Annotated in this window: 25 protein-coding genes, 1 tRNA gene and 1 pseudogene; 9 read left to right on the forward strand and 18 right to left on the reverse strand. The window is 52.7% G+C overall.

Annotation, left to right across the window (positions count from 1 at the left end; genetic code table 11):
- Nucleotides 1-4: 4 nt before the first annotated feature.
- Entirely contained in the window at nucleotides 5-1,978 is a 1,974-nt protein-coding gene (locus DZC79_RS05165) for a maltotransferase domain-containing protein (protein WP_118950473.1), read from the reverse strand.
- A 334-nt stretch (nucleotides 1,979-2,312) separates the two neighbouring features.
- Here DZC79_RS05165 and DZC79_RS05170 point away from each other — a divergent pair, with 334 nt between their 5' ends.
- The gene (locus DZC79_RS05170) at nucleotides 2,313-3,917 is read left to right on the forward strand and encodes a bifunctional alpha,alpha-trehalose-phosphate synthase (UDP-forming)/trehalose-phosphatase (protein ID WP_118950474.1); all 1,605 of its coding nucleotides are present in this window, start codon (nucleotides 2,313-2,315) and stop codon (nucleotides 3,915-3,917) included.
- Between the two features lie 167 nt (nucleotides 3,918-4,084).
- Here DZC79_RS05170 and DZC79_RS05175 read toward each other — a convergent pair whose 3' ends face one another.
- The 5 genes from DZC79_RS05175 to DZC79_RS05195 all read right to left on the reverse strand — a co-directional run bounded on the left by DZC79_RS05175 (nucleotide 4,085) and on the right by DZC79_RS05195 (nucleotide 10,044).
- Nucleotides 4,085-7,615, reverse strand: a complete 3,531-nt coding sequence (locus tag DZC79_RS05175; protein WP_118950475.1) for an ABC transporter permease/M1 family aminopeptidase — start codon at nucleotides 7,613-7,615, stop codon at nucleotides 4,085-4,087.
- A gap of 43 nt (nucleotides 7,616-7,658) precedes the next feature.
- Nucleotides 7,659-8,525, reverse strand: coding sequence for an ABC transporter ATP-binding protein (locus tag DZC79_RS05180; RefSeq protein WP_118950476.1), 867 nt, complete (start codon nucleotides 8,523-8,525; stop codon nucleotides 7,659-7,661).
- Nucleotides 8,526-8,685: 160 nt separating this feature from the next.
- Nucleotides 8,686-8,895 carry a helix-turn-helix domain-containing protein gene (locus DZC79_RS05185; RefSeq protein WP_118950477.1) on the reverse strand — a complete coding sequence of 70 codons (210 nt, stop codon included), beginning with the start codon at nucleotides 8,893-8,895 and terminating at the stop codon, nucleotides 8,686-8,688.
- A gap of 2 nt (nucleotides 8,896-8,897) precedes the next feature.
- Nucleotides 8,898-9,413, reverse strand: a complete 516-nt coding sequence (locus tag DZC79_RS05190; RefSeq protein ID WP_118950478.1) for a DUF2975 domain-containing protein — start codon at nucleotides 9,411-9,413, stop codon at nucleotides 8,898-8,900.
- 73 nt (nucleotides 9,414-9,486) lie between these two features.
- A complete protein-coding gene (locus DZC79_RS05195) occupies nucleotides 9,487-10,044 on the reverse strand; it encodes an AAA family ATPase (protein WP_118950479.1) in 558 nt (185 codons plus the stop codon).
- Between the two features lie 224 nt (nucleotides 10,045-10,268).
- Here DZC79_RS05195 and DZC79_RS05200 point away from each other — a divergent pair, with 224 nt between their 5' ends.
- Complete coding sequence (locus DZC79_RS05200) at nucleotides 10,269-10,721, forward strand: GNAT family N-acetyltransferase (RefSeq protein ID WP_157976936.1); 453 nt, start codon at nucleotides 10,269-10,271, stop codon at nucleotides 10,719-10,721.
- A gap of 12 nt (nucleotides 10,722-10,733) precedes the next feature.
- Here DZC79_RS05200 and DZC79_RS05205 read toward each other — a convergent pair whose 3' ends face one another.
- The 3 genes from DZC79_RS05205 to DZC79_RS05215 all read right to left on the reverse strand — a co-directional run bounded on the left by DZC79_RS05205 (nucleotide 10,734) and on the right by DZC79_RS05215 (nucleotide 12,107).
- Complete coding sequence (locus tag DZC79_RS05205) at nucleotides 10,734-11,087, reverse strand: nuclear transport factor 2 family protein (protein ID WP_118950481.1); 354 nt, start codon at nucleotides 11,085-11,087, stop codon at nucleotides 10,734-10,736.
- A gap of 37 nt (nucleotides 11,088-11,124) precedes the next feature.
- Entirely contained in the window at nucleotides 11,125-11,484 is a 360-nt protein-coding gene (locus tag DZC79_RS05210) for a response regulator transcription factor (RefSeq protein ID WP_157976937.1), read from the reverse strand.
- Between the two features lie 146 nt (nucleotides 11,485-11,630).
- Entirely contained in the window at nucleotides 11,631-12,107 is a 477-nt protein-coding gene (locus tag DZC79_RS05215; RefSeq protein WP_118950483.1) for a low affinity iron permease family protein, read from the reverse strand.
- Between the two features lie 115 nt (nucleotides 12,108-12,222).
- Between DZC79_RS05215 and DZC79_RS05220 the strand changes: the two genes are divergently transcribed.
- Complete coding sequence (locus DZC79_RS05220) at nucleotides 12,223-12,690, forward strand: GNAT family N-acetyltransferase (RefSeq protein WP_118950484.1); 468 nt, start codon at nucleotides 12,223-12,225, stop codon at nucleotides 12,688-12,690.
- A gap of 199 nt (nucleotides 12,691-12,889) precedes the next feature.
- On the opposite strand, the gene DZC79_RS05225 is transcribed toward DZC79_RS05220, so the two are convergent.
- The 3 genes from DZC79_RS05225 to DZC79_RS05235 form a co-directional block, all read right to left on the reverse strand.
- Nucleotides 12,890-13,525 (reverse strand): response regulator transcription factor, encoded by a 636-nt coding sequence (locus DZC79_RS05225; RefSeq protein WP_118950485.1) that lies wholly within the window; start codon nucleotides 13,523-13,525, stop codon nucleotides 12,890-12,892.
- Nucleotides 13,512-15,497: a tetratricopeptide repeat-containing sensor histidine kinase gene (locus DZC79_RS05230; RefSeq protein WP_118950486.1), complete on the reverse strand. Its 1,986-nt coding sequence runs from the start codon at nucleotides 15,495-15,497 to the stop codon at nucleotides 13,512-13,514. Before DZC79_RS05230 ends, DZC79_RS05225 begins: the two co-directional genes overlap by 14 nt.
- A 577-nt stretch (nucleotides 15,498-16,074) precedes the next feature.
- A complete protein-coding gene (locus DZC79_RS05235; RefSeq protein WP_118950487.1) occupies nucleotides 16,075-16,479 on the reverse strand; it encodes a winged helix-turn-helix transcriptional regulator in 405 nt (134 codons plus the stop codon).
- Between the two features lie 91 nt (nucleotides 16,480-16,570).
- Between DZC79_RS05235 and DZC79_RS05240 the strand changes: the two genes are divergently transcribed.
- Entirely contained in the window at nucleotides 16,571-17,311 is a 741-nt protein-coding gene (locus tag DZC79_RS05240; protein ID WP_118950488.1) for an SDR family NAD(P)-dependent oxidoreductase, read from the forward strand.
- Between the two features lie 284 nt (nucleotides 17,312-17,595).
- On the opposite strand, the gene DZC79_RS05245 is transcribed toward DZC79_RS05240, so the two are convergent.
- The 4 genes from DZC79_RS05245 to DZC79_RS05260 all read right to left on the reverse strand — a co-directional run bounded on the left by DZC79_RS05245 (nucleotide 17,596) and on the right by DZC79_RS05260 (nucleotide 19,769).
- The gene (locus tag DZC79_RS05245) at nucleotides 17,596-18,243 is read right to left on the reverse strand and encodes a hypothetical protein (protein ID WP_157976938.1); all 648 of its coding nucleotides are present in this window, start codon (nucleotides 18,241-18,243) and stop codon (nucleotides 17,596-17,598) included.
- A 40-nt stretch (nucleotides 18,244-18,283) separates the two neighbouring features.
- Nucleotides 18,284-18,727, reverse strand: a complete 444-nt coding sequence (locus DZC79_RS05250) for a DUF1569 domain-containing protein (RefSeq protein ID WP_118950490.1) — start codon at nucleotides 18,725-18,727, stop codon at nucleotides 18,284-18,286.
- A gap of 11 nt (nucleotides 18,728-18,738) precedes the next feature.
- Nucleotides 18,739-19,092: a YciI family protein gene (locus DZC79_RS05255; protein WP_198666784.1), complete on the reverse strand. Its 354-nt coding sequence runs from the start codon at nucleotides 19,090-19,092 to the stop codon at nucleotides 18,739-18,741.
- 92 nt (nucleotides 19,093-19,184) lie between these two features.
- Nucleotides 19,185-19,769 (reverse strand): Crp/Fnr family transcriptional regulator, encoded by a 585-nt coding sequence (locus DZC79_RS05260; RefSeq protein ID WP_118950491.1) that lies wholly within the window; start codon nucleotides 19,767-19,769, stop codon nucleotides 19,185-19,187.
- Between the two features lie 175 nt (nucleotides 19,770-19,944).
- On the opposite strand from DZC79_RS05260, the gene DZC79_RS05265 reads away from it, so the two are divergent.
- The 3 genes from DZC79_RS05265 (at nucleotide 19,945) to DZC79_RS05275 (ending at nucleotide 22,189) form a co-directional block, all read left to right on the forward strand.
- Entirely contained in the window at nucleotides 19,945-20,925 is a 981-nt protein-coding gene (locus tag DZC79_RS05265; protein ID WP_118950492.1) for a hypothetical protein, read from the forward strand.
- Between the two features lie 333 nt (nucleotides 20,926-21,258).
- On the forward strand, nucleotides 21,259-21,624 hold the full coding sequence (locus DZC79_RS05270; protein ID WP_157976939.1) for a hypothetical protein: 366 nt from the start codon (nucleotides 21,259-21,261) through the stop codon (nucleotides 21,622-21,624).
- Between the two features lie 139 nt (nucleotides 21,625-21,763).
- Nucleotides 21,764-22,189, forward strand: coding sequence for a nuclear transport factor 2 family protein (locus tag DZC79_RS05275; protein WP_232831761.1), 426 nt, complete (start codon nucleotides 21,764-21,766; stop codon nucleotides 22,187-22,189).
- 24 nt (nucleotides 22,190-22,213) lie between these two features.
- Here DZC79_RS05275 and DZC79_RS05280 read toward each other — a convergent pair whose 3' ends face one another.
- Entirely contained in the window at nucleotides 22,214-22,657 is a 444-nt protein-coding gene (locus DZC79_RS05280; protein WP_118950495.1) for a hypothetical protein, read from the reverse strand.
- The gene (locus tag DZC79_RS05285; RefSeq protein ID WP_118950496.1) at nucleotides 22,654-23,373 is read right to left on the reverse strand and encodes a DUF4919 domain-containing protein; all 720 of its coding nucleotides are present in this window, start codon (nucleotides 23,371-23,373) and stop codon (nucleotides 22,654-22,656) included. Before DZC79_RS05285 ends, DZC79_RS05280 begins: the two co-directional genes overlap by 4 nt.
- Before the next feature lie 161 nt (nucleotides 23,374-23,534).
- Between DZC79_RS05285 and DZC79_RS05290 the strand changes: the two genes are divergently transcribed.
- Both DZC79_RS05290 and DZC79_RS21805 read left to right on the forward strand, forming a co-directional pair.
- Nucleotides 23,535-23,607, forward strand: a tRNA-Lys gene (locus DZC79_RS05290).
- A 290-nt stretch (nucleotides 23,608-23,897) separates the two neighbouring features.
- Nucleotides 23,898-24,125 (forward strand): annotated as a pseudogene (locus tag DZC79_RS21805) (Arm DNA-binding domain-containing protein); the annotation flags it as partial.
- Between the last annotated feature and the right edge of the window lie 141 nt (nucleotides 24,126-24,266).

Raw genomic sequence — 24,266 nt, forward strand, 5'->3', positions numbered from 1 at the left:
TAGTTTAGGATGGGCGGTCTGCGTTGGCAATGCTGAAAATATGTGCCGGCTTATCTCTCGGGTGCAGGGCTACATAGTTCCAGTCCTGGTCCCAGTGGTAATGCTCACGGTTCAGCTCGTCAGACAGGTAAATGCCGCCGCCCCAGTCTCCGCCCAGCTCCGCCAGGGGTACCTGTACCCAGGCGCTTTGCGGGTAATGAGGATCCAGGCTGATCACAATGAGCAGGTGGAAGCCATCTTCTTCGCTGTGCTTGAGATAAGCCATGATCTGGTCATTAGAGGTATCCAGGAACCGGATATTATTCGTCTGCTGCAGGGCCCGGAACTGCCGGCGCAGCTGGTTGACCTTCCGGATCATTTCACTGACCGGCGTATCGGGAAGGGCCTCCCAGTGCCGGATCTCGTACTTTTCATTGTCTATATATTCTTCTTTACCCGGCATGGGAGTATTGATGCCCCGTTCAAAAACCGGTCCGTAAATGCCGTAGCTGGATGATAGGGTTGCGGCCAGCAGCAGCCGGATCACATGCATGTTGTCGCCACCGGATACCAGGTGCTCCGGCAGGATGTCAGGTGTATTGGGCCAGAAGTTGGGACGGAAGAAATATTGTTCCGGTCCCTGCGTCAGCTCGGTCAGGTATTCCTGAAGCTCCTTTTTGGTATTGCGCCAGGTAAAGTAGGTGTACGATTGGGTAAAGCCTGTCATAGCCAGGTGCTGCATGATATGCGGCCGCGTAAAGGCTTCCGCGAGAAAAAGCACATCCGGGTATTCCGCTTTTACGGAGGCGATCAGCCATTCCCAGAACCGCAGCGATTTGGTATGTGGATTGTCGACGCGAAAGATGCTGATGCCTTTTCCGATCCAGAACAGGAAGATGCTCCGCAGCTCCTCCCAAAGCGAGGGCCAGGCGGGCGATTCAAAATCAAAAGGCAGAATGTCCTCATATTTCTTCGGCGGGTTCTCTGCATATTGCACCGTACCATCGGGGCGCCATCGGAACCATTCGGGATGCTGCTGCACGTAAGGATGGTCCGGCGCGCACTGGAAAGCGATATCCATGGCAACCTCGATGCCATGCTGCCTGGCTTCGCGTACCAGTGCTTTGAATTCGGCCATGGTACCCAGCTGCGGGTGAAGGCTTTTGTGCCCGCCTTCTTCACTGCCGATAGCCCAGGGAGAACCCGGATCGGATTCCGTGGCAATAAGACTGTTGTTCTTCCCTTTACGCTTCTGCCTGCCGATGGGATGAATGGGGGGAAGATAGAGCACATCGAAGCCGGCCGCAGCCAGGCGGGGCAGCTGCAGGGCAACGTCAGCAAAGTTGCCCTGCCGTTCCGGGTCGGGCGAGCAGCTCCTGGGGAACAGCTCATACCAGGTACTGAATTGCGCTCTGATGCGCTCGATGACGATAAGATAGCTGCCGGAAATGCTGATCCGTTCTTTGGGGACCATCAGCAGCAGGCTGCTGTATAAATCCGGGGGAATATCGGAGGGTAGCAGGCGTTCCCGACCGTCGAGAAATGCTTTCAGGGTTCTGGCTTCTGTTTTGGACGCCAGCTTGAGCTTATGCTGGAGCAGGAGGATACCCCGCTGCTCTTCCAGCGTAGTATCCAGGCCGGCCAGCTGTTTCTTTTCTACCGCATCATGCCAGCTGTCCAGTTCGCTGACCCATGCCTGTACTTTGAATTCCAGGAGGCCTGTTGTATCCGGGCGGTAGGCTGCTTCCCACAGATCATTATTGACCAGGGACATTGGCAAGGATTGCCAGCCCTTGCTTCCGGGCGCCTTTAGCAATACCCGCGCATAGAGCTTATCATGACCATCGGCAATAATATTGGCTTTGAAATGCTGCAGGAAATCTACGGCTCCCTTAGCAGGATATTGTCCCCCGTTTACCGAGGGCCGCACGTATTTGATCACTGCCCTTTTGATACCCTCCGCCGGTATGGCCGGTGCTGTCCTGGCCTTCGTGCTCATAAAAGATCGATTGGTTTAATGTGTGGACAGAGGTAACAATACCAGGCGCAAAAAGTTAGGGTTTACATCGTTGTATAGGCCCTGATATCCGGCCGGTATCTGAATATTAGGAAAGCCTTATCATATGGGGAAAGCTACGCCAGGTAACACTTTGGGGTTTTCCTTGCACAATATGAGGTGCGCCTGTCCGGGACGGGTAAGGCTGTGGTTTCCTGGTTATCTGTAAGCGACTGAGCATTAATTGCTGTAAAGAGACAACCTGGGACTTGTCTTCCGGGAACAATTTTTGCAGTATTTGTTTACGCCACTATTCTGTTTTAACCACCAGCACACAATGAAGCAACCCAGAACTATTATTGTCTCTAACCGCCTGCCGGTTAAGATTACCCTGCATGGGAATGCCCTGCAATGCCACAACAGCGAAGGCGGTTTGGCTACAGGGCTTTCCAGTGTTTGCAGTAAAGAAGATACGATCTGGATCGGTTGGCCAGGCATCTCCACCGATGCAGATACCTTCCGGCGAATCGAAGAGGAGCTGGCGCCGAAGGGCCTGGTCCCCGTTCCACTCAGCGCACGGGAGATCAAAGACTTTTACGAAGGCTTCTCCAATGAGGCCTTATGGCCGCTGTTTCATTATTTTCCCGACTATGCCCGCTTCAGCGCCAGTCAATGGGATGCATACAAAGAAGTCAACCTCAGGTTTGCTGAAAAGATAGCGGCGCTGGCAGAGCCGGGCGACAAAATATGGATCCACGATTATCATTTGTTGCTGGTCCCCGACAGGGTAAGGGAGCGCCTGCCCGGCGCATCGATAGGATTTTTCCAGCATATTCCTTTTCCCAGCTTTGAAATGTTCCGTTGCCTGCCCTGGCGCGACGAGCTGGTAAAAGGTTTGCTGGGCGCTGATCTCATCGGTTTTCATACACAAATGGATGCCGATCATTTTCTTGAGGTCATCCAGCGGCTTGCTGAGGCCGGCGCTTTCGATGCATCGGTTCTGTCAAACGAGATACTGACCGATGACAGGACCGTTACGGTTGACGCCTTTCCCATGGGCATCGACTACGAGAAATACAGGAATCTGTCCTGCAGCGCCGGAGCGATGAAAGTACGGGACCGCATACGCGATTTTTGCGGCAGCCGTAAGCTGATGCTTTCTGTAGACCGCCTGGATTACAGCAAAGGTATCCTGCATCGTTTAAATGCTTATGACCGCTTCCTGGAGCAGCATCCCGGGCTTCACGAGCGGGTTGTTTTCCTCCAGCTGATCGTACCGTCCAGGGACCAGGTATCCCGGTACCACGAGCTGAAAGAAGAGGTCAACCAACGGGTGTCCGATATCAATACGCGCTACGGCAGCTTCGATTGGGAGCCCATCCGTTACTGGTACCGGTCGCTGGAGCCGGAGATGCTGTCAGGGCTTTATGCTGCTGCAGATGTGGCGCTGGTAACGCCATTGCGCGACGGGATGAACCTGGTCAGCAAGGAGTACATTGCCAGCAAGACAGGATCGCCGGGCGTGCTGATCCTGAGCGAACTGGCCGGCGCAGCGCAGGAGCTGAAGCAGGCCCTGATCATCAATCCTCACAATGAGCAGGAGCTGGCCGATGCTATCTTTGATAGCCTTGTGATGCCGGTACGGGAGCAGCTGAAGCGCCTGAACGCTATGCAACGAACCTTATCGCGGCATACCGTGCAGCAATGGGCAGAGTTGTTCCTGGATGCCCTGGACAAGAACAGAACGGAACAGCATACCTTCAACGAATCCTTTTTTAACCAGGAAATAGAAGAGCATGTCCTGGAGCAATTCATCACCCGCGAAGATATGGCGTCGATCATGAGCCAGCTGGAGTCAAAACTGAGCACACTGATGCATCCTCCCACGGCGCCGGGTACTTTGCAGCAAGGCATACCGGTTAACCGGGTGCCGCACCTGTAGCCTGCAAGGTACTTTAAGAGCAAAGTGTGCTGTCTCAAAAGACCTCAAGCCTGTCACATTGAGCGGAGTCGAAATGTAAGCAGGCTTGAGACAAAATTTTTGTTGTATTTCGACTGCGCTCAATAGGACAAAAATTTTTCCTTTTGATACAGCCTCTTTGTAGTACATTAAGGCAATAGTTGCAGCCGGCGTTTCTTGTCCTCTCCCGAAAGATCGAGAAAAAGGCCTTCCGGATCCAGCACGATCTTTTCCGGCTTCCGGGCGAAAGCATAGCGTCCCAGGATTTTGTCGTTCTCTGGCTGTAATAGCAGCGTTTGCCTGCTGCCGTCTTCAAAGTAGACAGCGGCTTCCAGCGGCTCCCCGAAGCTTTGTTCCTGCTGCCCGCCTTTGCCATCTTCCTTAAATTTATAGACGGACGCATCAAGCAGCAGCACATACTGCCCGGCTTTGCGGCTCAGACCGGCCCTCTTGATCCGGAAGGTATAGGTAACGATCTGGCACAGCAGCTCGTCGATCTTCCGACGTTGGCTGCTGTCGGCAACCTGGTAAAGCGCATGAAGGAGATCGGTTGAAAGCGGCTCGGGGTGCGGGTAGGTAAAATCTTTGTAGAAACGGCCCAGGGCCAGGTTCATCTTTTTTTCGCCCAGCCGCTTATACAGCTGGTACATCACTACCATGCCTTTGTTGTAGCAGAGGTAGGCCATCTCCGGCGCTGCCCGGTACAATGGAACCTCATGCGCCATGCCCCGCCCGGAGCAGTACAGATCCTTATGCATGTTGACCCTTTCTTGCAGCACGGCTTCGCCGTACATCTGCTTGTAGAGCATCAACTCAGTATACATCGCCAATGTTTCGGTCAGCAGCGTGCTGCCTTCACGGTACCTGGGTGCGATGCCGGCATTACCCCACCAGGTATGAGCGATCTCATGGCTGGCCATTTCATTGATGATATCCCTGCCGGGCTGGCCATCGAGCTGATGCTTAAAGCCGAAGGATTCATTGATGAACAAGCAGCCGGGATATGCTGTTCCGGCGAAGCCCCTGCTGAATGAAGAAATTTCTACCAATACCAGGCTGCGACCTGAGTAAGGACCGAAATGCAGGATACAGTAATCCAATGTTTGCGTAGCGACCTGCATCAGATGGTCAATATTCCTGCAGTGTGCCGGATGGTAATATGCTTCGACCGTAATGCCCCGATGCAGCAGGCGCTTTACTGCATAGCGTGCCGAAGCGATGGCAAAACGGAAAGGAATGGGCTGCTCCGTAGCATATTGAAAATAGTTCCTGTCCTGATGTTGCCACTGTTTGCGCAGCGATCCTGCGGCAATGGCGGTTTGGCCGCTGTCCGTAGAAATAAGCGTTTCCATCGTCACAAAGGTGCTGGTATCGCGGTTGTCGGATAAGTGCAGCAGGTTATTTCTTTCCGGCATTTTCCTTCGTGTTCGCTCCCTGGGGTCGTCGATCTCCGAATTGACATCATAGCCGGGTATCGGGTAGTAGCGGCTGATACGGCTGAAGGTACCATTGTATAATATCTGGTTGGCTGCATCGTTTTTCCGGAAAGGCGACGCCGTGTACTGCAGCCGGAAAAGCAGGTGCAGGGTATCTCCCGGTTGCATTGGCTGTGGCAGTGCAAACAGGGTATAGCCGTTCAGGCTGTCCCTGCTGCTTAAGATGGCGCCGGGAACGGAGAGCGAGTGGCATTTCATTTGATCGCTTGTGTGCACATATAGCGTATCGATCCCTGTTTTGCCCGGATTGACCAGGGTATAATCGCCCGAGATCATGAGGCGCTCTTCCGAAGGGTAAAGGTCGATGGCCGTCTGCACCCTGCTGATTACCGGTTGGGCTTTGTCTTTGAGAAAGCGGTAGCGTTCCTCGAAAACCTGCTGATGGTCGTAATGGTCAGCGCTGCTTTCTGTTATTGCTTTTTGGTAGAGAACCGCAGCTCCGGTACCGGCAAGCGGTATTGAGATCACCAATAACCAGCCGCCGGCAGGAAAGCGCAGCGCCCCGGTTGCGGCTCCGGACCATCGTTGCCTGCGTCTTTCTGCAAGCAGGGCGAGTGACAGGAAGATGCCGCAAAGGCCCAGGTTATAGCGCATCTGCACGCCAAAGGCGCTGAGGGCATTGCCGAAGCCGTTCATATCGCTATAGGCGCCGTCAAAGGCCTTGCCATAGCGCGCCAGGGGATGTGCCGGCAGCAAGATGTTCCCGACGGGCGTATGCATCAGCAGCAATACGGCGCCGGCCAAGGCGATGCCGGTATGCTTGTTGCGGGTGAACAGCTGCAGGCAGAGAACAAGGGCTGCGTTCAGCGCCAGCGGCTGGCCGGTGAGGTAAAACAGGGAGGCATAAAGCTTCAGGTCGATGATACTGTACCCGCGTATATACTGGATGGCTATGCCGGTCAGGATGCTGAAGAGCAGCAGCAGAATGATGATGCCGGAAAGAGCGAACCAATGGGCAAGCAATTTTATTCCCGGAGAAGCTGCTGTGCTGTCCTCGATCGGCGCTATGCGGCAATCGCGGCTTTTGCGATAGCTTTCTCCTGCATAGAAGAGCAGCAGCAGCAAACCGACCGTCGGCAGGGACGACTGTATTTCCTTGATCATAACCGCTGTTGTAGCCAGCTCGGGCGGGACCCTGCTGCCTCCCTGTGTGGCGCTGAAGAGCTCTATGCCCAGGAAGCCGGTCCAGCCGGTGCAGGCGATCCATAAAGCGGGACTGCCGGTAATCCCGCCCCAGGCGGTTTTCAGCTGGGTCAGCAGTACTGCTGTTGTATAGCGAAGGCCGGTGGTCTTTACCGGGACGGGCGTGTAAGCGGCGGTGGCGCGAGGTCTCTGTGAACGGGTCTTCCCGGATCTTTGCTGCTGCGGCGCCAGGGTGAAGCGGAAGCGGCTGTAGGCGATCGCCAGTAGGACCAGGGAGCAAGCCAGGTAAAGGATACGGTTGCTTAAAAAATGACCCTTCAGCTGAACCAGCTTTGTATTGCGTTCTACAGGCAGCCAGTAGCGGGTTTGTTCCAGGAAGGCTGCGATGCCGAAGGGGTCCAGCAGGGCGGAACGCCGGAGGGCTGCAGCGCTTGCCGGCGCTGCGTTGGCGATCAGCGGGGAATCAGTGAAGATCGCTATGCCCCAGTACAGGAAGTAGATCAGGACGCCCGAAACATAAACAATCATTTTGTTGCGGACTGTCAACCCGATACAGCAGGCTACTGCAGTGCAGAACAGGATATTAGGCAGCAGCAGGACCAGCAGGGGCTGCAGGTAGTAAAGCACATTTAGCGGACCGAAGGCTCCCCCGCTATGGTCGGCCAGCAAATGCCCGGCCATCAGGCTCATCGTAAACAGGGCGAAGCAGAGCGTATTGATAAGAAAGATAATGAGCAAGCGGCTGGTGACATAAGGCAGCCTGCGTAGCGGCGTCGCGAACAGGATCGTATCAAAGCGGGCTTCCTGTTCCCTGAAGAGACTTTGCGCCGCCATCAGGGTAGTGGAGAATATGGCGACCAGCGACATCAGTCCAATTACATAAGTATTGACATACGGGCTGTTTTTGTTGGTTTCGGGAAAAGGAAAATGTGCAGCCATTGCTACCGCAAGGCCCAGTGCGGTATAGAAGGCGAGCATCAGGTAAAGTGGCCATTTTTTTGCCCAGAAGAGCCATTCAAATTGCATTAAGCGAAGGAACATGGCATTGTATTTTAGGTAGGTTGTATAATGAATGTTGTTTCAGCTATTGGCGGATCGTGGCGAAATAAACATCTTCCAGGCCGGGCGTCGCTGCTGCAAAGCCGTCGCCGGGGCAGATGTCGGCCAATATGCGGAGCGCCAGCCTGCCGGCATGAAATTGTGCGGAAAGCACGACATGCGCAGCATACCGGTCCCGGTCGCCTTTGTCGATCAGCTTCTCCCATACCTTGCCCTGCAGCGCGTCGACCAGGATATCGGGCCGGGCGCCGGCGATCACGCTGCCTTTGCTGATGACCGCCATCTGCGTACACAAATTGCGTACATCTTCGACCAGGTGCGTGCTCAGGATAACGATGACCTGTTCGCCTATTTCGCTCAGCAGGTTATTGAAGCGGTTACGCTCTTCCGGGTCCAGGCCGGCGGTAGGCTCATCTACGATAATGATCGCGGGATTACCTAACAGCGCCTGGGCAATTCCAAAGCGTTGCCGCATGCCGCCGGAGAAGCTGCTGACTGCCTTATGGCGGTGAGCATAGAGATTGGTTTTGTCGAGCAGGCCCAGGATCTGCTCCTGGCGCGCCTTTCGTTCAACGATACCCTTCAGCACGGCCAGGTGGTCGAGCAATCGGTAGGCGGAAACTTCGGGATAAACGCCGAAATCTTGCGGCAGGTAGCCCAGCTGCTTTTTGACCGCTACCGGCTCCTGCACAATATTTACACCATTGAAGAGGATCACGCCGGCGTCAGGCCGCTGCAATCCGGCAATGCAGCGCATCAGTGTCGATTTGCCGGCGCCGTTGGGCCCCAGCAGGCCAAACATACCATTGCCCAGCTGCAGGGAAATATTGTCCATAGCCCTGGTGCCGTTGCGGTAGGTATGGCTTACGTTTTTAATGATCAGTGTATTCATGTTTATATGATTTTTAAGCGGAGAGATCGGATCGTCTCAGATGGTAGCAGGCATAGCTTGCCCAACCGGGCGATAGGGTGCAGTATCGCCGGACCATTCACGGCCGGACATAACTTTCCCCTTCGCCCGAAAGCGTTCTTTTTTTTAATGTTGATCGGAGCTACGCTTCCGGCCGGTATTCGAGAATATCTCCCGGCTGGCAGTCGAGCGCTTTACAGATGGCTTCCAGCGAATCGAAACGGATCCCTTTCGCTTTGCCGGTTTTCAGTATAGATAAATTTGCTTGTGTAACGTTGAGCAGCTCCGCCAGTTCCTTGGATTGCATTTTCCGCTTTGCAAGCATTACGTCCAGGTTGATGATAATGGGCATAGCTAGAAAATTAGATCCTGTTCGTCCTGAAGGTTCAGACCTTGTGAGAAAATGGCTGCCATAAAATAGGCGAATACACCCAGGGTAACATGTAACATGGTAAGGCCGATCATCAGCATGACCTCATAAGAGATGCCGAGATGTACTACGAGGAACAATGCAGGTACAGTGAAATTAAGCCAGTAAAATATTTTCAGTCTTTGTACCCCTTTAGGTGTAAAGATCCTCCGGCCGCGAAAGGTGAGGAAGATATTGCCTAATGACCAGAAGAAAACACCGTACAGGAGCAGGAAGGCGACCAGCTCTGTTTTGTAAAAAGTAGTGTTTTCATCACCGATAAGGAACGGCTCCCGTGTGAAGAGGTAAAAGATTACGAAGCGCCCGTGTTCGACCAAGTCAAAAGATGCTGTGCGGAAAACGATCGCGATGAGCGCATATGCTCCGCTGAGCAAATAGGGTACGGCGACAATACGGGTAAGGTAAAAAAGGCCGGTGGCTACGGCGCGAACCTGTTTCATTTTATTGATTAATTTCTGCAAAATTATAAGTAATTATTGTAAAACGATAATTTCCTTTAATTATTTTTCATGCCTATCGCAAAGCTTTCATACGTGCAAGCAGGTAAGCTGCTCTCTGCCTGACTCCAACCAGCGGCAGATCGAAAGGATGGTAGCCGTAGCGGAGATACACCGAACGCATAACATCGTAGGTAGCAGTTGCTTCTTCAAAACTTTGCTTCCGTTCTGCATCGTTGACGTAAATCTCTTTCCAGGGCGGGGTCATAGCTACCAGCGGATGATAACGGTAAAGATGCGTGGCGTGCTCTATTTCAGGCGGTACCGGCAGATCGCTAAACTCCAGGTAGCCGGTTACATCGGGCAAGCCCCGGTCAAAAAAGAGGAGTCCCCTTTGCGTCCTGGCTAGGTTATAGTCGGCAAGCCCCTGCCGGAACATCAGGCCGGCAAAGGCTTCCCGGTCCTGCCAGGGCAAAGCTGTGCCGCCGGTGGCTAATTGCTGCCTGATGATCGCCCGCCCGCTTTCGGGAAAGCAGGTATGGCCTAAAGCAGCCAGCTGACGAAGCAGGGTAGTCTTGCCCATTCCGGGGCCGCCGGAAAGGATACAGAGACGAGTAGTATAGAAAGTGGACATACGATGATATAGTTGCCTGGATATGGCAACGCTTTAGATAAAAAATAATCCTTGCAGAACGGCTTCCAGGACGAGAGCAGAAAAAGTATCAGGGAAGATGCTGCGGAGCAAAATGCAGCCGGTGAGGAGACACGAAGTTAATTCATCAGCAGGGATTGTGCTATTGTCTTTTTTACTTTTTTGCAGCAAAAAAGGACGATTGCATGATATCCGACAATAGAAGCTTGATCAGGAAATTGGGGGCAAGCGAGGAGGTACCTTATTCGCTGCTGCTGCTTGCCGATGAGACGAAGGAGGCGATCGGGCATTATCTCCCCGATGCATCTGTTTATGTATGGGAAGAAGAGGACAATATGATCGCTGTGTATGTGCTGACCGTTACTGGAGCAGATAGCATGGAGATCATGAATCTTGCTGTGGAGCCTTCCAGGCAAGGCGAGGGTATCGGCCTCCGTATGCTGGAGCATGCCACGGAAACAGCCCGGAGCCTGGGTTTTAGCCGGCTCGACATCGAAACATCCAATGCGGCATGGGGACCTTTGTATCTTTATCAGAAAGCCGGCTTCGAGATCGACCGTCTACGCAAGGATTTTTACCGGAAGCGCTATCCTGCCCCGATCAGGGAAAACCGCTTGCTGCTGAACCATATGATCGTGCTGCGGAAGACCTTGCTCTAGCCCGACTATTGCTTATTTTGGCTGCTGCGCCAGCACGGGCCGGGGATCGAAGACCACTTTCAGCGAAACAACCCTGCCTTGGACCACCTGGTACCAGGCAGCGCAGAACACTTCGGCTCCGCTAAGCGCCAGCGTGTAGAACAGGCAAACATCGTTGCCTTCTTCAAAAGATTGCTGAAGCTTATATTTCAGCTTCATCTTTTTCATATCCTCAAAATAAGCATCGGCGCCATCCCGTTTGCCCAGCACGCCTTCAAAGGTCATGTCGTCGCTGGTATATCGCCTGGCTTTTTCAAAGTCTTCTTTGTTCAAGGCATCGATCAGGGCGAGCACGATAGACCGGGGTGTTTCATTGGCAGTTGTCATATCCTGGACTGTATTGAATAGAAATAGTTATGCAGGGTCAGGCGATCTGCCGCTGCACCCTGTTGGTAAAGTCATCGATATCAAAAGGTTTGCTGATGAAATCATTGGCCTCCGAATCCCGGGCCGCAAGCTTGTTGTTGATATTGGCCGACATCAGGACCACCGGTATATGCCGGGTATTGCTGCCGGTCTTTAGCTCCCGGCACAAGTTCAGGCCATTGCCGTCGGGTAGCATAATATCGAGTATAATCAGATCGGGCAGGATAAAATCCATCCGTTGCCGGAAATAGGCTACAGATGGGCAGCTGGTTACCTGGAAACCCCTCTCGGCGAGCAGGAACTCAACTATGGTTCTTATGTCGGGGTCGTCTTCTACCAGGTATATGGTTTTTTGCATATGCAAAGGTGAATAACAGGACCTCATTCTTAAAGCGGCCCCTGCGATCATTGTTGAAAACACAGATACAGCCAATTTTGTTCTGAGGTTTCACGCAAAAATATTGTTTCTCCCGGTTATACCCGCACCGGGAACGGTTACATAATTTATGGAAGCTGCTTTTGCGGCCCGGCTCCTTTTCCCTGCTGGCTTTTACGGTCATGAAGCGCATCTGCGGCATCGATGGAATGTGATTCGTGCAGATTCGCGTTCTTTTGAGATCGTTCCGACAGGTGCCGGTAGAAGCGGTGCAGCAGATCGAGCTCCTCTTCGTCCAGGTCTTCAATGTCGACCATACGGTTGCTGGCTTCCCTGCTGGCGGCAATCAGCTCGTTCAGCTTCAGCTGGACTGCCTTCGAGTCCTTATTCTGTGTTTTCTGGATGAGGAAGACCATCAGGAAAGTAATGATCGTTGTGCCGGTGTTGATCACCAGCTGCCAGGTATCGGAATAGCCGAATACAGGACCGGATACGATCCAGGCGAGGATCAGCAGCGCAGCCCCGCCGAAAGCATAGGAGCTGCCGGCCCATTGGGTGATCTTGTTGGCGGCCCTTTCGAAAAAGTTATGTTTTTTCTTGCTCATAGGTACAGAATTTTTTTTAAGGCTCAGGCAATATAACCGCCGGATAGCGATAAGGTTCGGGAGAGGAGGAAATGCTGTAACTTCCCCGATATTTACCGTATAACGACAACGGAAAATGGAATACGATAGGGACAATAAGCTGAGCGCGGCACAGATGCTGGAGCTGAGGGGCCGGTTGGTTTATCTTAAAAAGATGGACCGGCAATATGAAAAGGAATACATTGCTGTTATGGGAAACTCCGACCTGGAGGCCCGGACCGGAACAGGGACCAGCCAGCTCTTTACGGGCGCCGATCTTATAGCTCATATGGATCGTGTGGCCGGCGACGGCAGCCGCATCGATTTGCTGATCTTCAGCCTTTCCGATCATCAGCTGGTGGGCGAGGTGGTGCTGGCCGATCTCGATCCTGTGCACCGCAGCGCTCATTTGCGTATCGTGATCGCACAACAGGCGGACAGGAACCGCGGTTTCGGCGCTGAAGCGCTGCTGCTGGCCTTACATTATGGCTTTGGTATGCGGCAGCTGCACCGTATCGAGCTGGAAGCCTTAGCGCGGCAACCGGCGTGCCATACAGCTATATGAAAGACTGGGCTTTGAACAGGAAGGCATACGCAGGGAAGTCTACTATTTCAATCACAGCTATCATGATGTGATCATGATGAGCATGCTCGAGCATACGTTCAGAAGCCGGTACCTGGAAAATGCCGGTGCATCGGAAGAAGATCCGGAGCGCCGCTAAGCTATTGCGACAGCCGGGCTCCGGCAGATAAAAGACGCAGGGTCAGATCATGTGTCTTTGCACCGCTTCCTTGATCAGTGCGGCTACATTCTTCACCTCAAATTTCTGCATCAGGTTTTTCCGGTGGGTTTCCACGGTGAGCGGGCTCAGGAAAAGCTCCGCCGCGATGGCCGAAGTGGTTTTTCCATCGGCAATGAATTGCAGGATCTCCTTTTCTCTTTTGGTCAGCTGGGGCACACCTTTCAGCTCGCTCATCGATGGTCTGGCCATGATCTCTCTTACGGCCTTGCTGAAGGTGACCTGGCCATTGAGCGCCTCGTGTATGCATTGTGTCAGCTCTTCCGCCGATACATTTTTGAGCAGGTAGCCGGTCGCGCCGTTGTGCAGCATCTGCACGATCATGCTGCGTTCGCTATGATTGCTAAGGCCCAGCACATGAGTATCGGGCGCTATTTTCTTGATTTCCCGGCAAAGGTCCATACCATTGACATCGGGTAGGGTGATGTCCAGCAGCACAATATGCACCGTATTGCTTTTGAGGAATTCGATAAAGGCATTGCCCGTGGTAAAGCTACCGGCAATTTCAATGTCTCCGGCGCTGGTGAGCAGTTTCTGCAGGCCTTCCAGCACGATGAGGTGGTCGTCTACGATCGCGAGTTTTACTTTATGCTCCAACATATAATTCTATATTTATAATGGTTCCTTCGTTTATAGCCGAGTCGATCTCTATCCGTCCCTTCAGAAAGCCTACCCGGTTCCTGATATTGCTTAGTCCCATGCCCAGGGGCGTTACTGTGGGATCAAAGCCTTTGCCGTCATCTTCCTGTGTGATGAGGAAGGTATTGTTGTCCTGGCTGCATTGCAGAATAATGTGTCCCGCTTCCGCATGTTTTACCGCATTGGACAGCAGCTCCTGTACAATACGGTAGATATGGATCTGTGTTTCTTCGCTCAGGTTGTCTTCGATGCCCAGTGCCTGGAAATCGATGCTGGTAGCCGGTGTTATCAGCGATTCGCAAAGGTCCTTCAGGGCCACGCGAAGCCCGAACTTCAGCAGGTTTACCGGCATCATATTGTGCGCAATACGCCGCAGCTCTGTTACGGAATGATCCAGCTGTCCCATGATCCTTGTCCATTCGGTGCGTTTGCCATTGGGTATCGCCTCTACCTGCCCCGATAAATTGATCTTAACGCCCGCCAGGATCCCGCCCAGCCCGTCGTGCAGGTCCCTGGCCACCCGGCGTCTTTCCTGCTCTTCTCCCTGTAGTACTGCCTGTCCGAACTGCAGCTGCTGCCGTTGGGCGATCTCTTTGAGCTGCTGCCGGTAATTCAGCTCTTTCTGCCGCATCAGTTTCCTGTTGTTCCGGTAATACAGCAGCGATAGCAAAGCTACTACGAATAATAACAAACTGGTTAATGTCAGCAACCAGCTCAGCAAACGGCTGTTGCGGTCCCGCAAGGCGATCTGCTCGTTCCTGGCCTTCAGCCTGGCGATCTCTTTAAGGCTTTCTGCATTCCGGTATTTAATTTCAAGTGCATTTACGTCGATAACGAGCTGGCTGCGATGGACACTATCGGCTAGTACAGCGTATTTTCTCATGTATTCGTAAGCTTCCCTGTTCCTATGCAGCCCTGCATTGATCACTGCATGCGCTTCGTACAGGGGCAACCTGATCTCGGGCCGGAACGTTCTGTCGCGGTTCCGGCTGCTGAGCTCCCTGAGTAAGGGCTGCGCTTCATTGCTGCGGCCGGCAGCCACCAGCGCTTTTATTTTCAGGTAAGCAAATTCATCATAATCACTACTATCCTGTTCCATCAGCCCGATACCTTCGTCAAAGCTGTTCAGCGCATGATCATACTGTTCTTGGTGCTGAAAGTAAAGTCCCCTGAGCTTATGGTAGCCTGTAGCCACAAAAGGGAAAGGCAGATCCGCCAGCAATGTTTTGAGCGTATCCATTACCACCCTGGTTTCCGGGATGCGGCCGCGGAGCAGGTACGTTTCGCCCAGCCAGCTGTAAACAGGAAGCTTCTCATAGTTATGTGTCCCGATTTGGTTCAGCAGCGCAATGGACGACCTGAGATAGGTCTCTGCCTTATCCAGCTGGCCGGTATTCATAAAAACTGTTCCGAGCTGCTTATAATAGGATGCTACGGAAAAGGTGTCTTTAGCTTGCAGCGCCAGGGGAATTGCTTTGTTGGTCATAAGGTCTACATAAGACAATCTGTCTCCCTTACGCAGCATGCTGGTTGCATGATAGAGCCAGGCGCTGGCCCGGGTTCCGTAAGCTACCCGTGTTTTCAGCTGACGCATGGTATTGTCGGCCTTCGTCATGTAATTCAATCCGCATTCCGGATCAAAGGGAAAACAATGGGCGCCTTCAGCCCAGTAATAGAGGCCTTTCATCGTCGGGCTCTTGCAATCGATGCGCCGGGCCTCATCGAGGTAACGCCGCGCGCGCCTTGTATTGCCATAGATGTCCCAGTAATTGGCCATCCACAGCAGCAGCCGCGTTCTTCCGCTGTCGGAAAGCGTATGCCGCAGCAGCACCTGCATGCTGTCATCATAGTACGGCCCTGTCGGCTGCGCCGGCAACGCACCGGCGGCAGCCAGTAAGAGCAGCCCTATGAGCAGGTGGGAGCAACGGATCATGAAAAACAAAATAACAGGAAATGGATGGAAATTAAAATCCGGGAAAACCAGTAGTTGAAACTCCTGCGTTGCGGGTATTGCAGGCCTGGGCAGCGCGGTTTATTTTTGCAGGAATAATATATAAAAGCAATCCGGCAAAACACCGGGACCGGCCAGGTAAACGATGTTTTGGTTATATATGTTGATACAGGCAATACAACAGAAAAGCACCTTCCGGTGCTTTTTTTCATTGGAATCAGGTTGTGGCTCTGTTGTTAGGGATCAAGCGGAACCCCCGGGGACTACAGGAGGTGTACGGAATAAGGTTATGAAGACTTCAACATTAGGAAAGGACAAAATAGCACAGCCCGGACCTGCACCGCTTAACCATTCCTGATCTTATAGGACAGGAATGGTTTGCAGATGATCCTATAGCTATCCGCGTTATAGGGCTCCATAAGAGCCGAACGTTGTAGTGCCAATAGGAACAAATATAAATTGCTCTATAGGAGCAAAACCAGGTTGCTAAGCAGAATATGCATCCAGCCCGCCGTTCAGGCCGTTGCACGTCCCGACCGACCTGCGATGCGGTCGGGCCTCACACCTCTTCACTCGTTAGCAGGCACTCCTCCTTCGTCAATTCGTGTTCAGGAACTGTTTTGCTGCGGTGCATATTGCCCCAGTTCGACATAGCGCTCAGCAAGGGTTTCATGGTTTGCCCCAGCTCGGTAAGCTCGTAGTCGACCCTGGGTGGCACTACAGCATGCACGATACGCCGGATCACCTGGTCCTTCTCCAGCTCGCGCAGCTGTGCGATAAGCATGCGCTCTGATATATGGGGTATGCTATTCTTCAGATCGCTGTAACGCATTTTGCCATGCACCAGCCGGCACAGGATGGCTGGTTTCCAGCGGCCGCCCAATATCGACAGGGCATAGGCCATACCGCAGGTATCCTTCAGCAGCTTTTCATTCAGGGCGTTGGTAGAGCTTTCCTTTCTCATTTCTTACTTTTTTGTTAGTACCATACAATTTTATGTGTACAGGCAAATTTAGGCAGTTGCTGCTACTTTTGAGCCAAATTCTGAAAAGTATATGAAACGATTTGAAAGCAAGACCGCCTTTGTTACCGGCGGTGGCCGTGGAATGGGAGTAGCAATCAGCAAGAGGCTGGCAGCAGAAGGAGCGAAGGTTGTGCTGACCTATTCCAAATCTGCAGCGCAGGCCGAAGCGGTAGCGGTTGAGATCAATGCGCAAGGCGGCTATGCCCGGGCAGTACAAGCTGATAGCGGCGATCCTGCGGCCCTTACAGCGGCTATTGCCGGCACCATTGACCTGGAAGGCCCCATCGATATCCTGGTCAGCAATGCCGGTATTTATATCGGCCGTGCCTTCGGCGAACATACGCTCGACGACTACGAGCAGCTGATGGGCGTTAATGTGCGTGCAGTGTATGCTGCAGCGCTGGCTGCTGCACCACAGATGCCGGCAGGCGGGCGGATCATCACTATCGGAAGCAATATGGCCGATAATGCGCTGGGTCCTCAAACCACCCTGTACACCATGAGTAAAGCTGCGCTTACCGGCTTTACCCGGGGCCTGGCCCGCGACCTGGGGAGCAGGGATATCACCGTCAACCTGGTGCAGCCGGGACCGATCAATACCGATATGAATCCCTCCGATACGGAACTGGCCGACTTCCTCCGCAGCCGTATGGCGCTTTCGGAATATGGTACGGGCGATGATGTGGCCGGCCTGGTTGCTTTCCTGGCCAGTGATGAGGCCCGTTTCATCACCGGCACTGCGGTCACTATCGACGGCGGACTTAATGCCTGATCATCTCTGAGGCAATGTAGTAAGGAGAGGGAAGAAAGTCCGGAGCAGATCCGGCTTTCCCCCTTCTGCATTCAGGGTGACTGTCCGTTATAAAGCACCTGGTTGGCACGACTGCTTGTTCGTGGTTCCAATTGTTTTACCGTGACGGGTTTGCCAAGCGCAACGTTTAGGAATTTTTGTAAGGCAGAGCGTAGTCGAAGCCCGGCAAAAATTCCTAAACGTTCATGTAACAGAATGAACAATTGTAGACAGCCTCTCTTGCCATCGGGTTTCCCATCCGGCTTTCAGGCTACAGTGCTTTTCTTTAAGCAGAGCAGATGCGCAAGCAGTACGGCAGGCACGACCACCGCGGGCAGCCAGGTATAGGGAAAAGAAAGCAGGGCGACATTGGGCTGATCGAAGGCGAGCCGCTGCAGCGGCAGCGGGGCCGACAGGACTGCTATGCTGACGATGATCGCCAGGAACACCAGACCGGCAATATTCCAGGCACGGAAGACTATTGCCACACTGCGGCGCTTCCGCCGGGTAATACCAGCCAGTAACAGCAGAATGGCGGAGAGGCCGACAAGGATATCAAAGTTCCAGCCTTTAAAGGTCATGATGACGGGTACTTTCTTTTGCAGGTACAGCTGGTACAGGATAAGCTCCACCGGCAGCCGCAGGGTATGCACCGCCAGCAGCCAGCCCGGCTGTATGCGAACCGCCGGAATCTTTATGCTATACCAGATCAGCAGGATTACCGGTGGCGGCACGGCCAGCAGCATATGCGGCGGCGTTGCCTGCACCGCTTCAAAGAAACCGGCCCGGGCCAGCAGGCCGATAGCCGTCGCCCAGAGCACGGAGACGATCAAAAGCCGCTTGTCCCGGCCCGTACCCAGGTACAGTAATGCAAGCGCGGCCAGCATGACTATGGTAAACATTATCGGTAGCATAGTGGATACAGAAAGAGAAACAAGGATGCCGGCCCCGCGACTACAGGTTGAACTGCCGCAGGTGATGATCGGTATGCTTATAAACAAAATGGCCGATCTGCTCCCGTGTCATGGGACCGAAAAAAGGATGGATCAGCCCGGGCCGGGTATAAGCGGAATAGGCTTCCAGCAGCGCGATCCAGCGTTCCTTTTCCATAGCGATATCACCTGTTCCTTTGATCCGGAACTCGGGATGTGTCGGCTGGTTATGCTTCATCGGCCGCTCATCTGCGAGTATGCTCTTCAGAGCCATACGGCCAAACAACCTGCCGATCAGCAATCGCTTGTACTGCTTCCGGCCCAGGAACAGCTCTTCGTTTTTCTGGCAATGCTTCAGCATCTGGTAAGCCGTCATCTTACCCCATTGCGCCTGCTGCTCCCCGCCCAGGCGCTGTATCCTGTCAATGAGCGCTGCTCTAGTCCCGGGATCGAATATAGTCTTCATCGGCGCCGGGATCAAAAAGAATGAGGAATGGTATCTCTGATCTCCACGCTGCCGCCCATATAGAGAATAGGGCAACCCCGGGCCAGCTGCAACGCCTCGTCCAGGCTGGTGGCCTTAACGGTAAGCGTACCGCCTACCGCCGTTTGTCCGGCAAGGTGCAGCCCTTCGAGCACCGTATTGTCTGCCGACAACTGCTTGCCGCTAAAGCCCAATTGTGTGGTCCCGACCAGCTTTCCTGCCGCCGCGATACCGCCTATCCATGCGCCCCATTGCTGCTTCTGGGCTGCAAGCTCGTCGGCAGTAGGCTGATAGCTGAGGTCCGGCTGTAGCCGGAAGAGCATCATAAAATCCTGTAGCTTTTCCATAATAATCCTTTTTTGTGTGAATGATAAGCACAAAATTAGCAGGGGTCATTAAGGAAGCTCTTGTCATAGGACAAGAATCCGGAGGGGCCCTTTTATTCTTTGGCCAGCTCTTTCCTGATCCGGCTCAGGGAGGTATCGGTAATGCCCAGGTAGGTGGCGATCTGCTTCAGCGAAACATTCTGCAGGATGTGCGGCTTCTCCTCAAGCAGCTTCCTGTAACGGTCCCGGGCGGGATCGGTGATCATAGAAATGCTGCGGTTCTTGAGCTCGAAATAGCTGCCCACGAGGGTGGTGCGGCCCTGCTCCCGGTAAGGCTCGATGCTGTGGAACAATTGCTGAAAACGCTCGTAGCCGATCTGCCAGCAGCTGCAGTCGGTAAGCGCCTGTATGTTTTCGCGGGTAGGATGGCGCAAAAAGAAGGAAGGCCAGTCGATGACGATATTGCCTGTGGTATAAAAGTTGGTGCTGATGTCATTGCCCCCGGTATCGACAGCATAAGAGCGGACAAAGCCATGCTCAACAAACCAATAATGCTGCGCCGTGCGGCCCTCTTTCAGCAGATAGTCGTGCTTGCTGAAAGTTACCCTGGTATATTGCGGAAGGATCTGCTGCAATTGCTCCCTGCTGAACCGGTCGGGACTGAAGATGCGATGCAGGAAATGTGGTGTATCGGTCATGGCGCTATGGTTCCGGTAAAGCGCTAAGGTACGGAATGTAAGGTTGCCGAAAAGCCATAAGGGTAAAGCAGATGAGCGACGCCAGCGGGCACATCAGGTCCGGGCAGCTGCGGATATTCATTTCTGGTGCTGTTTCCCGTGTGTTGCTTTATCTTTACGCCGGTTTATCCGTGCTATGATGAAGCTGCTACTGAGCTTGAAACTGATCTGTACCCTGCTGTTGTGTATTCTGATCGCGCCTGGCATCTCTGCACAGGATGCAACCGGCATTTACGGCAAATATAACCGTAGCGTCAAAGGCGATCCGCAGGGGGCCAGCTACCTGTATATGCTAAAAGACAATCGTTATGTGATCGTTTTCTTCGGCGGTGCGCAGCTGGGCACCTGGACCTTGTCAGAACAAGGCCTGGTCATCTTCAGGCCTCATATGCCCTCTTCCCGTTTCCAGCTCTACGGCCGGCACAATCCCGATATCAAAGACAGCACCCGTATCTGTTTCCAGCAGTTTGCCGAAGAGGAAACCTTTATCGGCACTGGAGGTAAAGGCGCAGGCCAGCCTTTGCTGCAGCGGGTATTCAATCCCGAACCCAATTGCTTCGGCTACCCTTACGTGCACCGTTTTCAGGGAAAGAAGAAGAACTTTGTTTTTGCCAACAAGCCTTACCGGGATGAGGATAGCGCAGAGGCCCGGCAGCTGTATCCCTTTTCGAACCCAGATGGATATAACGATTTTATTGCCGTCTATCATAAGCCGGGTGGGGAATATGAGTCTTTTGTGGCGCGATGGAACGGTAAAGCGCTGGCTTTTTCGGAAGACGACATGGACGTTCCGTCGCCTTTTGAGGAAGGAGAGGAACGGAAGTTCCTCGATGAGCTGAGCCATGCGAATCCCGACCCGGACACGATATTCTTCAACCCGCGCTACAAGGAAGCGCCCGATGTAGCGCAGGACAAATTGAATTTTACCTATCATAGAGAAAAAGGAGCCTATATCAGCACGCTGAACTACAGGGAAGGAGAGGAATATGATAGAGAAGCGGATGACTTCAACCGGATGAATATTGTCTATCCTTTCCGGAAGCTGCAGCCGGGAGCGCCGGTGAAGGGCAGCTTCATCCTTACTGAGGGCTCGCTTTTCCACGCCAGCTGCGAATAGGTCCTGCATCCGTAATCGTGTAAGACAAGAACGATTTAAGGAGCCGGCTTATGAGCAGGAGATGCGCAACCGGGCAGGTGTGGCGGCGCGCATGACCCTGATGCAGACGGAAACCCTGCATAGTAGCGAAACGATGACACATATGCTGTCCCTGTTCGACGGGCAAGGCAGCTGACACCAACGGTGTTTTTTTGCGTTTAAGTAAACTGCTCTTCCCGGAATAGTATCGATGAACGCCTGAAGTGTCTATGGCTGTAGCACGGCAACAGCCTGTTCCATGCCGGAATACATAATGATGTTGGCTGTTCCTGTGGTTGTGGTTATCTTATAAGTTTGCAAAAAAAATCGTTGTTGTCCAGCTATTATCATCAGCCGCTTCTGCCTGCCTTTAAAGAGCTTTCAGGCTATCTCCGGAGCTATGCCGTCCAGATGGAGACCCTCGTGGATCAAAAAGATACGATCTACCTGGTACACCGTGACCATGTTGCAGCAGAACCGCAGCTGTTTGCCGCGTTACAGATGGTGGGCTATCACCTTTGTCTCAATGTCAATCCGGAGAAGGTCAGGGCCATTCTGAACGGGCCCGGCTATACCTACCTGAAGCAGGTATATAACGGCAAAGGCCAGTTCCGGTTCCGGAAGATACGTCCCCAAGGCTATGCCGAGCTGCAGAACCTTTTCCGAGAGCTCAGCAATTAACAGCGAATTGCGCTGTATTTCACTGTAATGAAAAAGGACGGGCAGTGAGACCGGCCTGCTTGGCCACCTGTAAAAAATACCACAGATCGATGTATCCTTACCATGCCGGTTCAGAACGGCGGTAGTAATTTTGTGCGGAATGATCGATCGTCTTATGGAACAGAAACCACCGTTACCGCCTTTCACCCTGGAAACCGCTACGCTGAAAGTACAGCTGGCTGAAGATGCCTGGAATACAAAAGATCCCGCAAAAGTAAGCCTGGCCTATACGCCCGACAGCGAGTGGCGCAACCGTTCCACTTTCCTCAGGGGACGGGAGGAGATCGTGGCTTTCCTGAAAGCCAAATGGGAGAAGGAGCTGGACTATAAACTGAAGAAAGAGCTCTGGGCTTTTACGGACAACCGCATTGCCGTGCGCTTTGAATACGAGTACCATGATGCCGGTGGGCAGTGGTTCAGGGCTTATGGCAATGAGAACTGGGAGTTTGACGGGCACGGGCTGATGCAGAAACGCTTCGCCAGCATTAACGATCTGCCCATACGGGAGGAAGAACGCCGGCTTTAAGCCCGGCTGCGCGGCATGAGGTCGCTACTGGTATGGGATCAAGCCCTTTTCCTGCAGCAGCTTTTGCTCATCGCCGGTAACATAGGCAAAGATGCTGACCGTGTCTCCCATTACCTGCACAAAGTAATGCACGTCGAAACCGATCTCGACCCTGTTACCTTCTTTTTTCCGGTAGAGGCTTTGCCAGTGGATCTTGACCATAGCATGCTGCTCGTCCAGCGGTGTAATGATCCGGGAACCGATCTTCATGGACAAAGTGCCGATGCTCCGGTAAAAGGCATAACCCCTGGGGATCATTTCACGGAACTGGGCATTGTTCCTGCCGCATTGAACACCTTTGGGTCCGGCCTCCACGAAACAGGGGGCAAAGCAGGCGGCAGTACCCTCAACATCGGGCGCATCGCTGGCGAGGGCTTCGTTGAACCGCCGGGCATAGTCGTCAAAAAACTGGTGGATAAGCTCCTTCATCGCTTTTCTTTTTTAAGAGCATTGGCGCCTCCGCGGGACGGGGCTGTGGTATTGACTGCGTGCTGTATGGCAAAGTAAAGGATAACCGATTGCTGCTTTCCCTCTTTCCTGAATTTCATTTCCAGCATATCACAAAAATTGCCCTCGCTGTCTTCCGCGGATCCGGAACGACCCAGGTCGGCATGGTAGTATTTATCGATAAAATTCTGACCGTCTTTCGGCCCTATGGCAAACATGGCATGGTCGGGCGTACGGCCGTCGGCGCTCCAGTCCATAGCCGCCATAAGGCGCCCGAACTGTGCTTTGTACCAGGTTGAGCTGTCTTGCCGGTTCAGTTTGTGAAAAGCATAGGCCTTTTCAATAATGGCCTGCTGGTTGAGCGGGCGCAACTGCAGGAAGGAATCACAGAGCTTTATCGCTTCCTCATGCTGGGTCTTGTTATTGTATTCATAGATCCGCTTTTCCGTGGCCAGGTCCTCATAGGGGGTAAAAGGCTGCCGGCCTGTATAGCCGATCATCAGGTGCAACATCTGGGCTACGGTGACTGTGCTGTCGCCTTTAAGAAAACGGGAAAGCAGGCGGGGGTAATAAGCCGCATCGGCTGTATCCCTGCTGCGCCGGAGTATGGTTTCGTAGTCTTTCCGGTAATTGAAATGCTGTGCCCGGCCGGTCAGCGCGAAGCCTGTAATGATCAGTAAGAGGCAGCAATATTTCATGAAGGTGCAGGCGGCTTGTATTTACAGGGACAAATATAGGAAATGCGGAAGCGGTCGGTTTTGTATGGCTGCTAAAAATATCTGAAGAAAAAGGGACGGTTTTTTTGAAAATAAAAACAATTCCTTACTTTTGCACTCCGTTCAACGAACGAGTAACGGTCGATTTCGTAGCTCAGTTGGTAGAGCAATACACTTTTAATGTATGGGCCCTGGGTTCGAGTCCCAGCGGAATCACAGAAATCAACTGAAAAGCGCACATAGGTGCGCTTTTTCTGTTTAAAACGCTTTTCATCAACGTTTTCTCCAAATAAGCAGTTCAAAGGAATTCAAAGAAATTCAACGATTATGGTGACCCTTTCGGTTACCATGCTAGTTACCTAAATTGGGTAACCGATTTCTATTAAAGCTTGTGTGGCGTGAGTTTTAAGGACTTCAAGTGTCGTTCCGGCAAGAGCAGGAATGTATTTGATAACTTAAAATACTTAGAAGATGAAAAGTAGCTTTCGCTTTTATTCTGGCTTTTCAAGGCCAAAGCAACAAAAGATGGCAGAGCTCCGCTCTATGTAAGAGTTACCATTGATGGACAGGTCGCTGAAATTTCCCTAAATCGTAAGATACATCCTGATTATTGGGATGTGGCCCTTAAGATGGATAAAGAGCCGGGTAGCTACTATCAAAAAGCTAAGGAATATGATATTGACAATAAATTCGGTCCTATAATCGACGCTATGTTGAAAACCGATAAGGGTTAATATATTTGTTTGAATTACTCAGAAACAGTGCCTATTTGGGAGTTTCGTCTAATTTGGCCACCTGATTTCGGCACAAATTAATTAGGTTTAAATTTCAAAGGTACATTAGGAATCCAGGATGATATGGTATAAGTTGAATTA

This window comes from Taibaiella helva, from assembly GCF_003545695.1.
GTDB lineage: Bacteria > Bacteroidota > Bacteroidia > Chitinophagales > Chitinophagaceae > Taibaiella > Taibaiella helva.

What these genes read in the sequence shown, in the direction of transcription:
- DZC79_RS05275 (WP_232831761.1), top strand. Translation starts at nt 21,764, where the DNA reads ATGATCGATCGTCTTATGGAACAGAAACCACCGTTACCGCCTTTCACC.
- DZC79_RS05205 (WP_118950481.1), bottom strand. Translation starts at nt 11,087, where the DNA reads ATGACAACTGCCAATGAAACACCCCGGTCTATCGTGCTCGCCCTGATC.
- DZC79_RS05250 (WP_118950490.1), bottom strand. Translation starts at nt 18,727, where the DNA reads ATGAAGACTATATTCGATCCCGGGACTAGAGCAGCGCTCATTGACAGG.
- DZC79_RS05190 (WP_118950478.1), bottom strand. Translation starts at nt 9,413, where the DNA reads ATGAAACAGGTTCGCGCCGTAGCCACCGGCCTTTTTTACCTTACCCGT.
- DZC79_RS05240 (WP_118950488.1), top strand. Translation starts at nt 16,571, where the DNA reads ATGAAACGATTTGAAAGCAAGACCGCCTTTGTTACCGGCGGTGGCCGT.
- DZC79_RS05195 (WP_118950479.1), bottom strand. Translation starts at nt 10,044, where the DNA reads ATGTCCACTTTCTATACTACTCGTCTCTGTATCCTTTCCGGCGGCCCC.
- DZC79_RS05210 (WP_157976937.1), bottom strand. Translation starts at nt 11,484, where the DNA reads ATGCAAAAAACCATATACCTGGTAGAAGACGACCCCGACATAAGAACC.
- DZC79_RS05265 (WP_118950492.1), top strand. Translation starts at nt 19,945, where the DNA reads ATGATGAAGCTGCTACTGAGCTTGAAACTGATCTGTACCCTGCTGTTG.
- DZC79_RS05225 (WP_118950485.1), bottom strand. Translation starts at nt 13,525, where the DNA reads ATGTTGGAGCATAAAGTAAAACTCGCGATCGTAGACGACCACCTCATC.
- DZC79_RS05285 (WP_118950496.1), bottom strand. Translation starts at nt 23,373, where the DNA reads ATGAAATATTGCTGCCTCTTACTGATCATTACAGGCTTCGCGCTGACC.
- DZC79_RS05230 (WP_118950486.1), bottom strand. Translation starts at nt 15,497, where the DNA reads ATGATCCGTTGCTCCCACCTGCTCATAGGGCTGCTCTTACTGGCTGCC.
- DZC79_RS05165 (WP_118950473.1), bottom strand. Translation starts at nt 1,978, where the DNA reads ATGAGCACGAAGGCCAGGACAGCACCGGCCATACCGGCGGAGGGTATC.
- DZC79_RS05215 (WP_118950483.1), bottom strand. Translation starts at nt 12,107, where the DNA reads ATGAGCAAGAAAAAACATAACTTTTTCGAAAGGGCCGCCAACAAGATC.
- DZC79_RS05170 (WP_118950474.1), top strand. Translation starts at nt 2,313, where the DNA reads ATGAAGCAACCCAGAACTATTATTGTCTCTAACCGCCTGCCGGTTAAG.
- DZC79_RS05280 (WP_118950495.1), bottom strand. Translation starts at nt 22,657, where the DNA reads ATGAAGGAGCTTATCCACCAGTTTTTTGACGACTATGCCCGGCGGTTC.
- DZC79_RS05235 (WP_118950487.1), bottom strand. Translation starts at nt 16,479, where the DNA reads ATGAGAAAGGAAAGCTCTACCAACGCCCTGAATGAAAAGCTGCTGAAG.
- DZC79_RS05175 (WP_118950475.1), bottom strand. Translation starts at nt 7,615, where the DNA reads ATGTTCCTTCGCTTAATGCAATTTGAATGGCTCTTCTGGGCAAAAAAA.
- DZC79_RS05220 (WP_118950484.1), top strand. Translation starts at nt 12,223, where the DNA reads ATGGAATACGATAGGGACAATAAGCTGAGCGCGGCACAGATGCTGGAG.
- DZC79_RS05260 (WP_118950491.1), bottom strand. Translation starts at nt 19,769, where the DNA reads ATGACCGATACACCACATTTCCTGCATCGCATCTTCAGTCCCGACCGG.
- DZC79_RS05245 (WP_157976938.1), bottom strand. Translation starts at nt 18,243, where the DNA reads ATGCTACCGATAATGTTTACCATAGTCATGCTGGCCGCGCTTGCATTA.
- DZC79_RS05185 (WP_118950477.1), bottom strand. Translation starts at nt 8,895, where the DNA reads ATGCCCATTATCATCAACCTGGACGTAATGCTTGCAAAGCGGAAAATG.
- DZC79_RS05255 (WP_198666784.1), bottom strand. Translation starts at nt 19,092, where the DNA reads ATGGAAAAGCTACAGGATTTTATGATGCTCTTCCGGCTACAGCCGGAC.
- DZC79_RS05180 (WP_118950476.1), bottom strand. Translation starts at nt 8,525, where the DNA reads ATGAATACACTGATCATTAAAAACGTAAGCCATACCTACCGCAACGGC.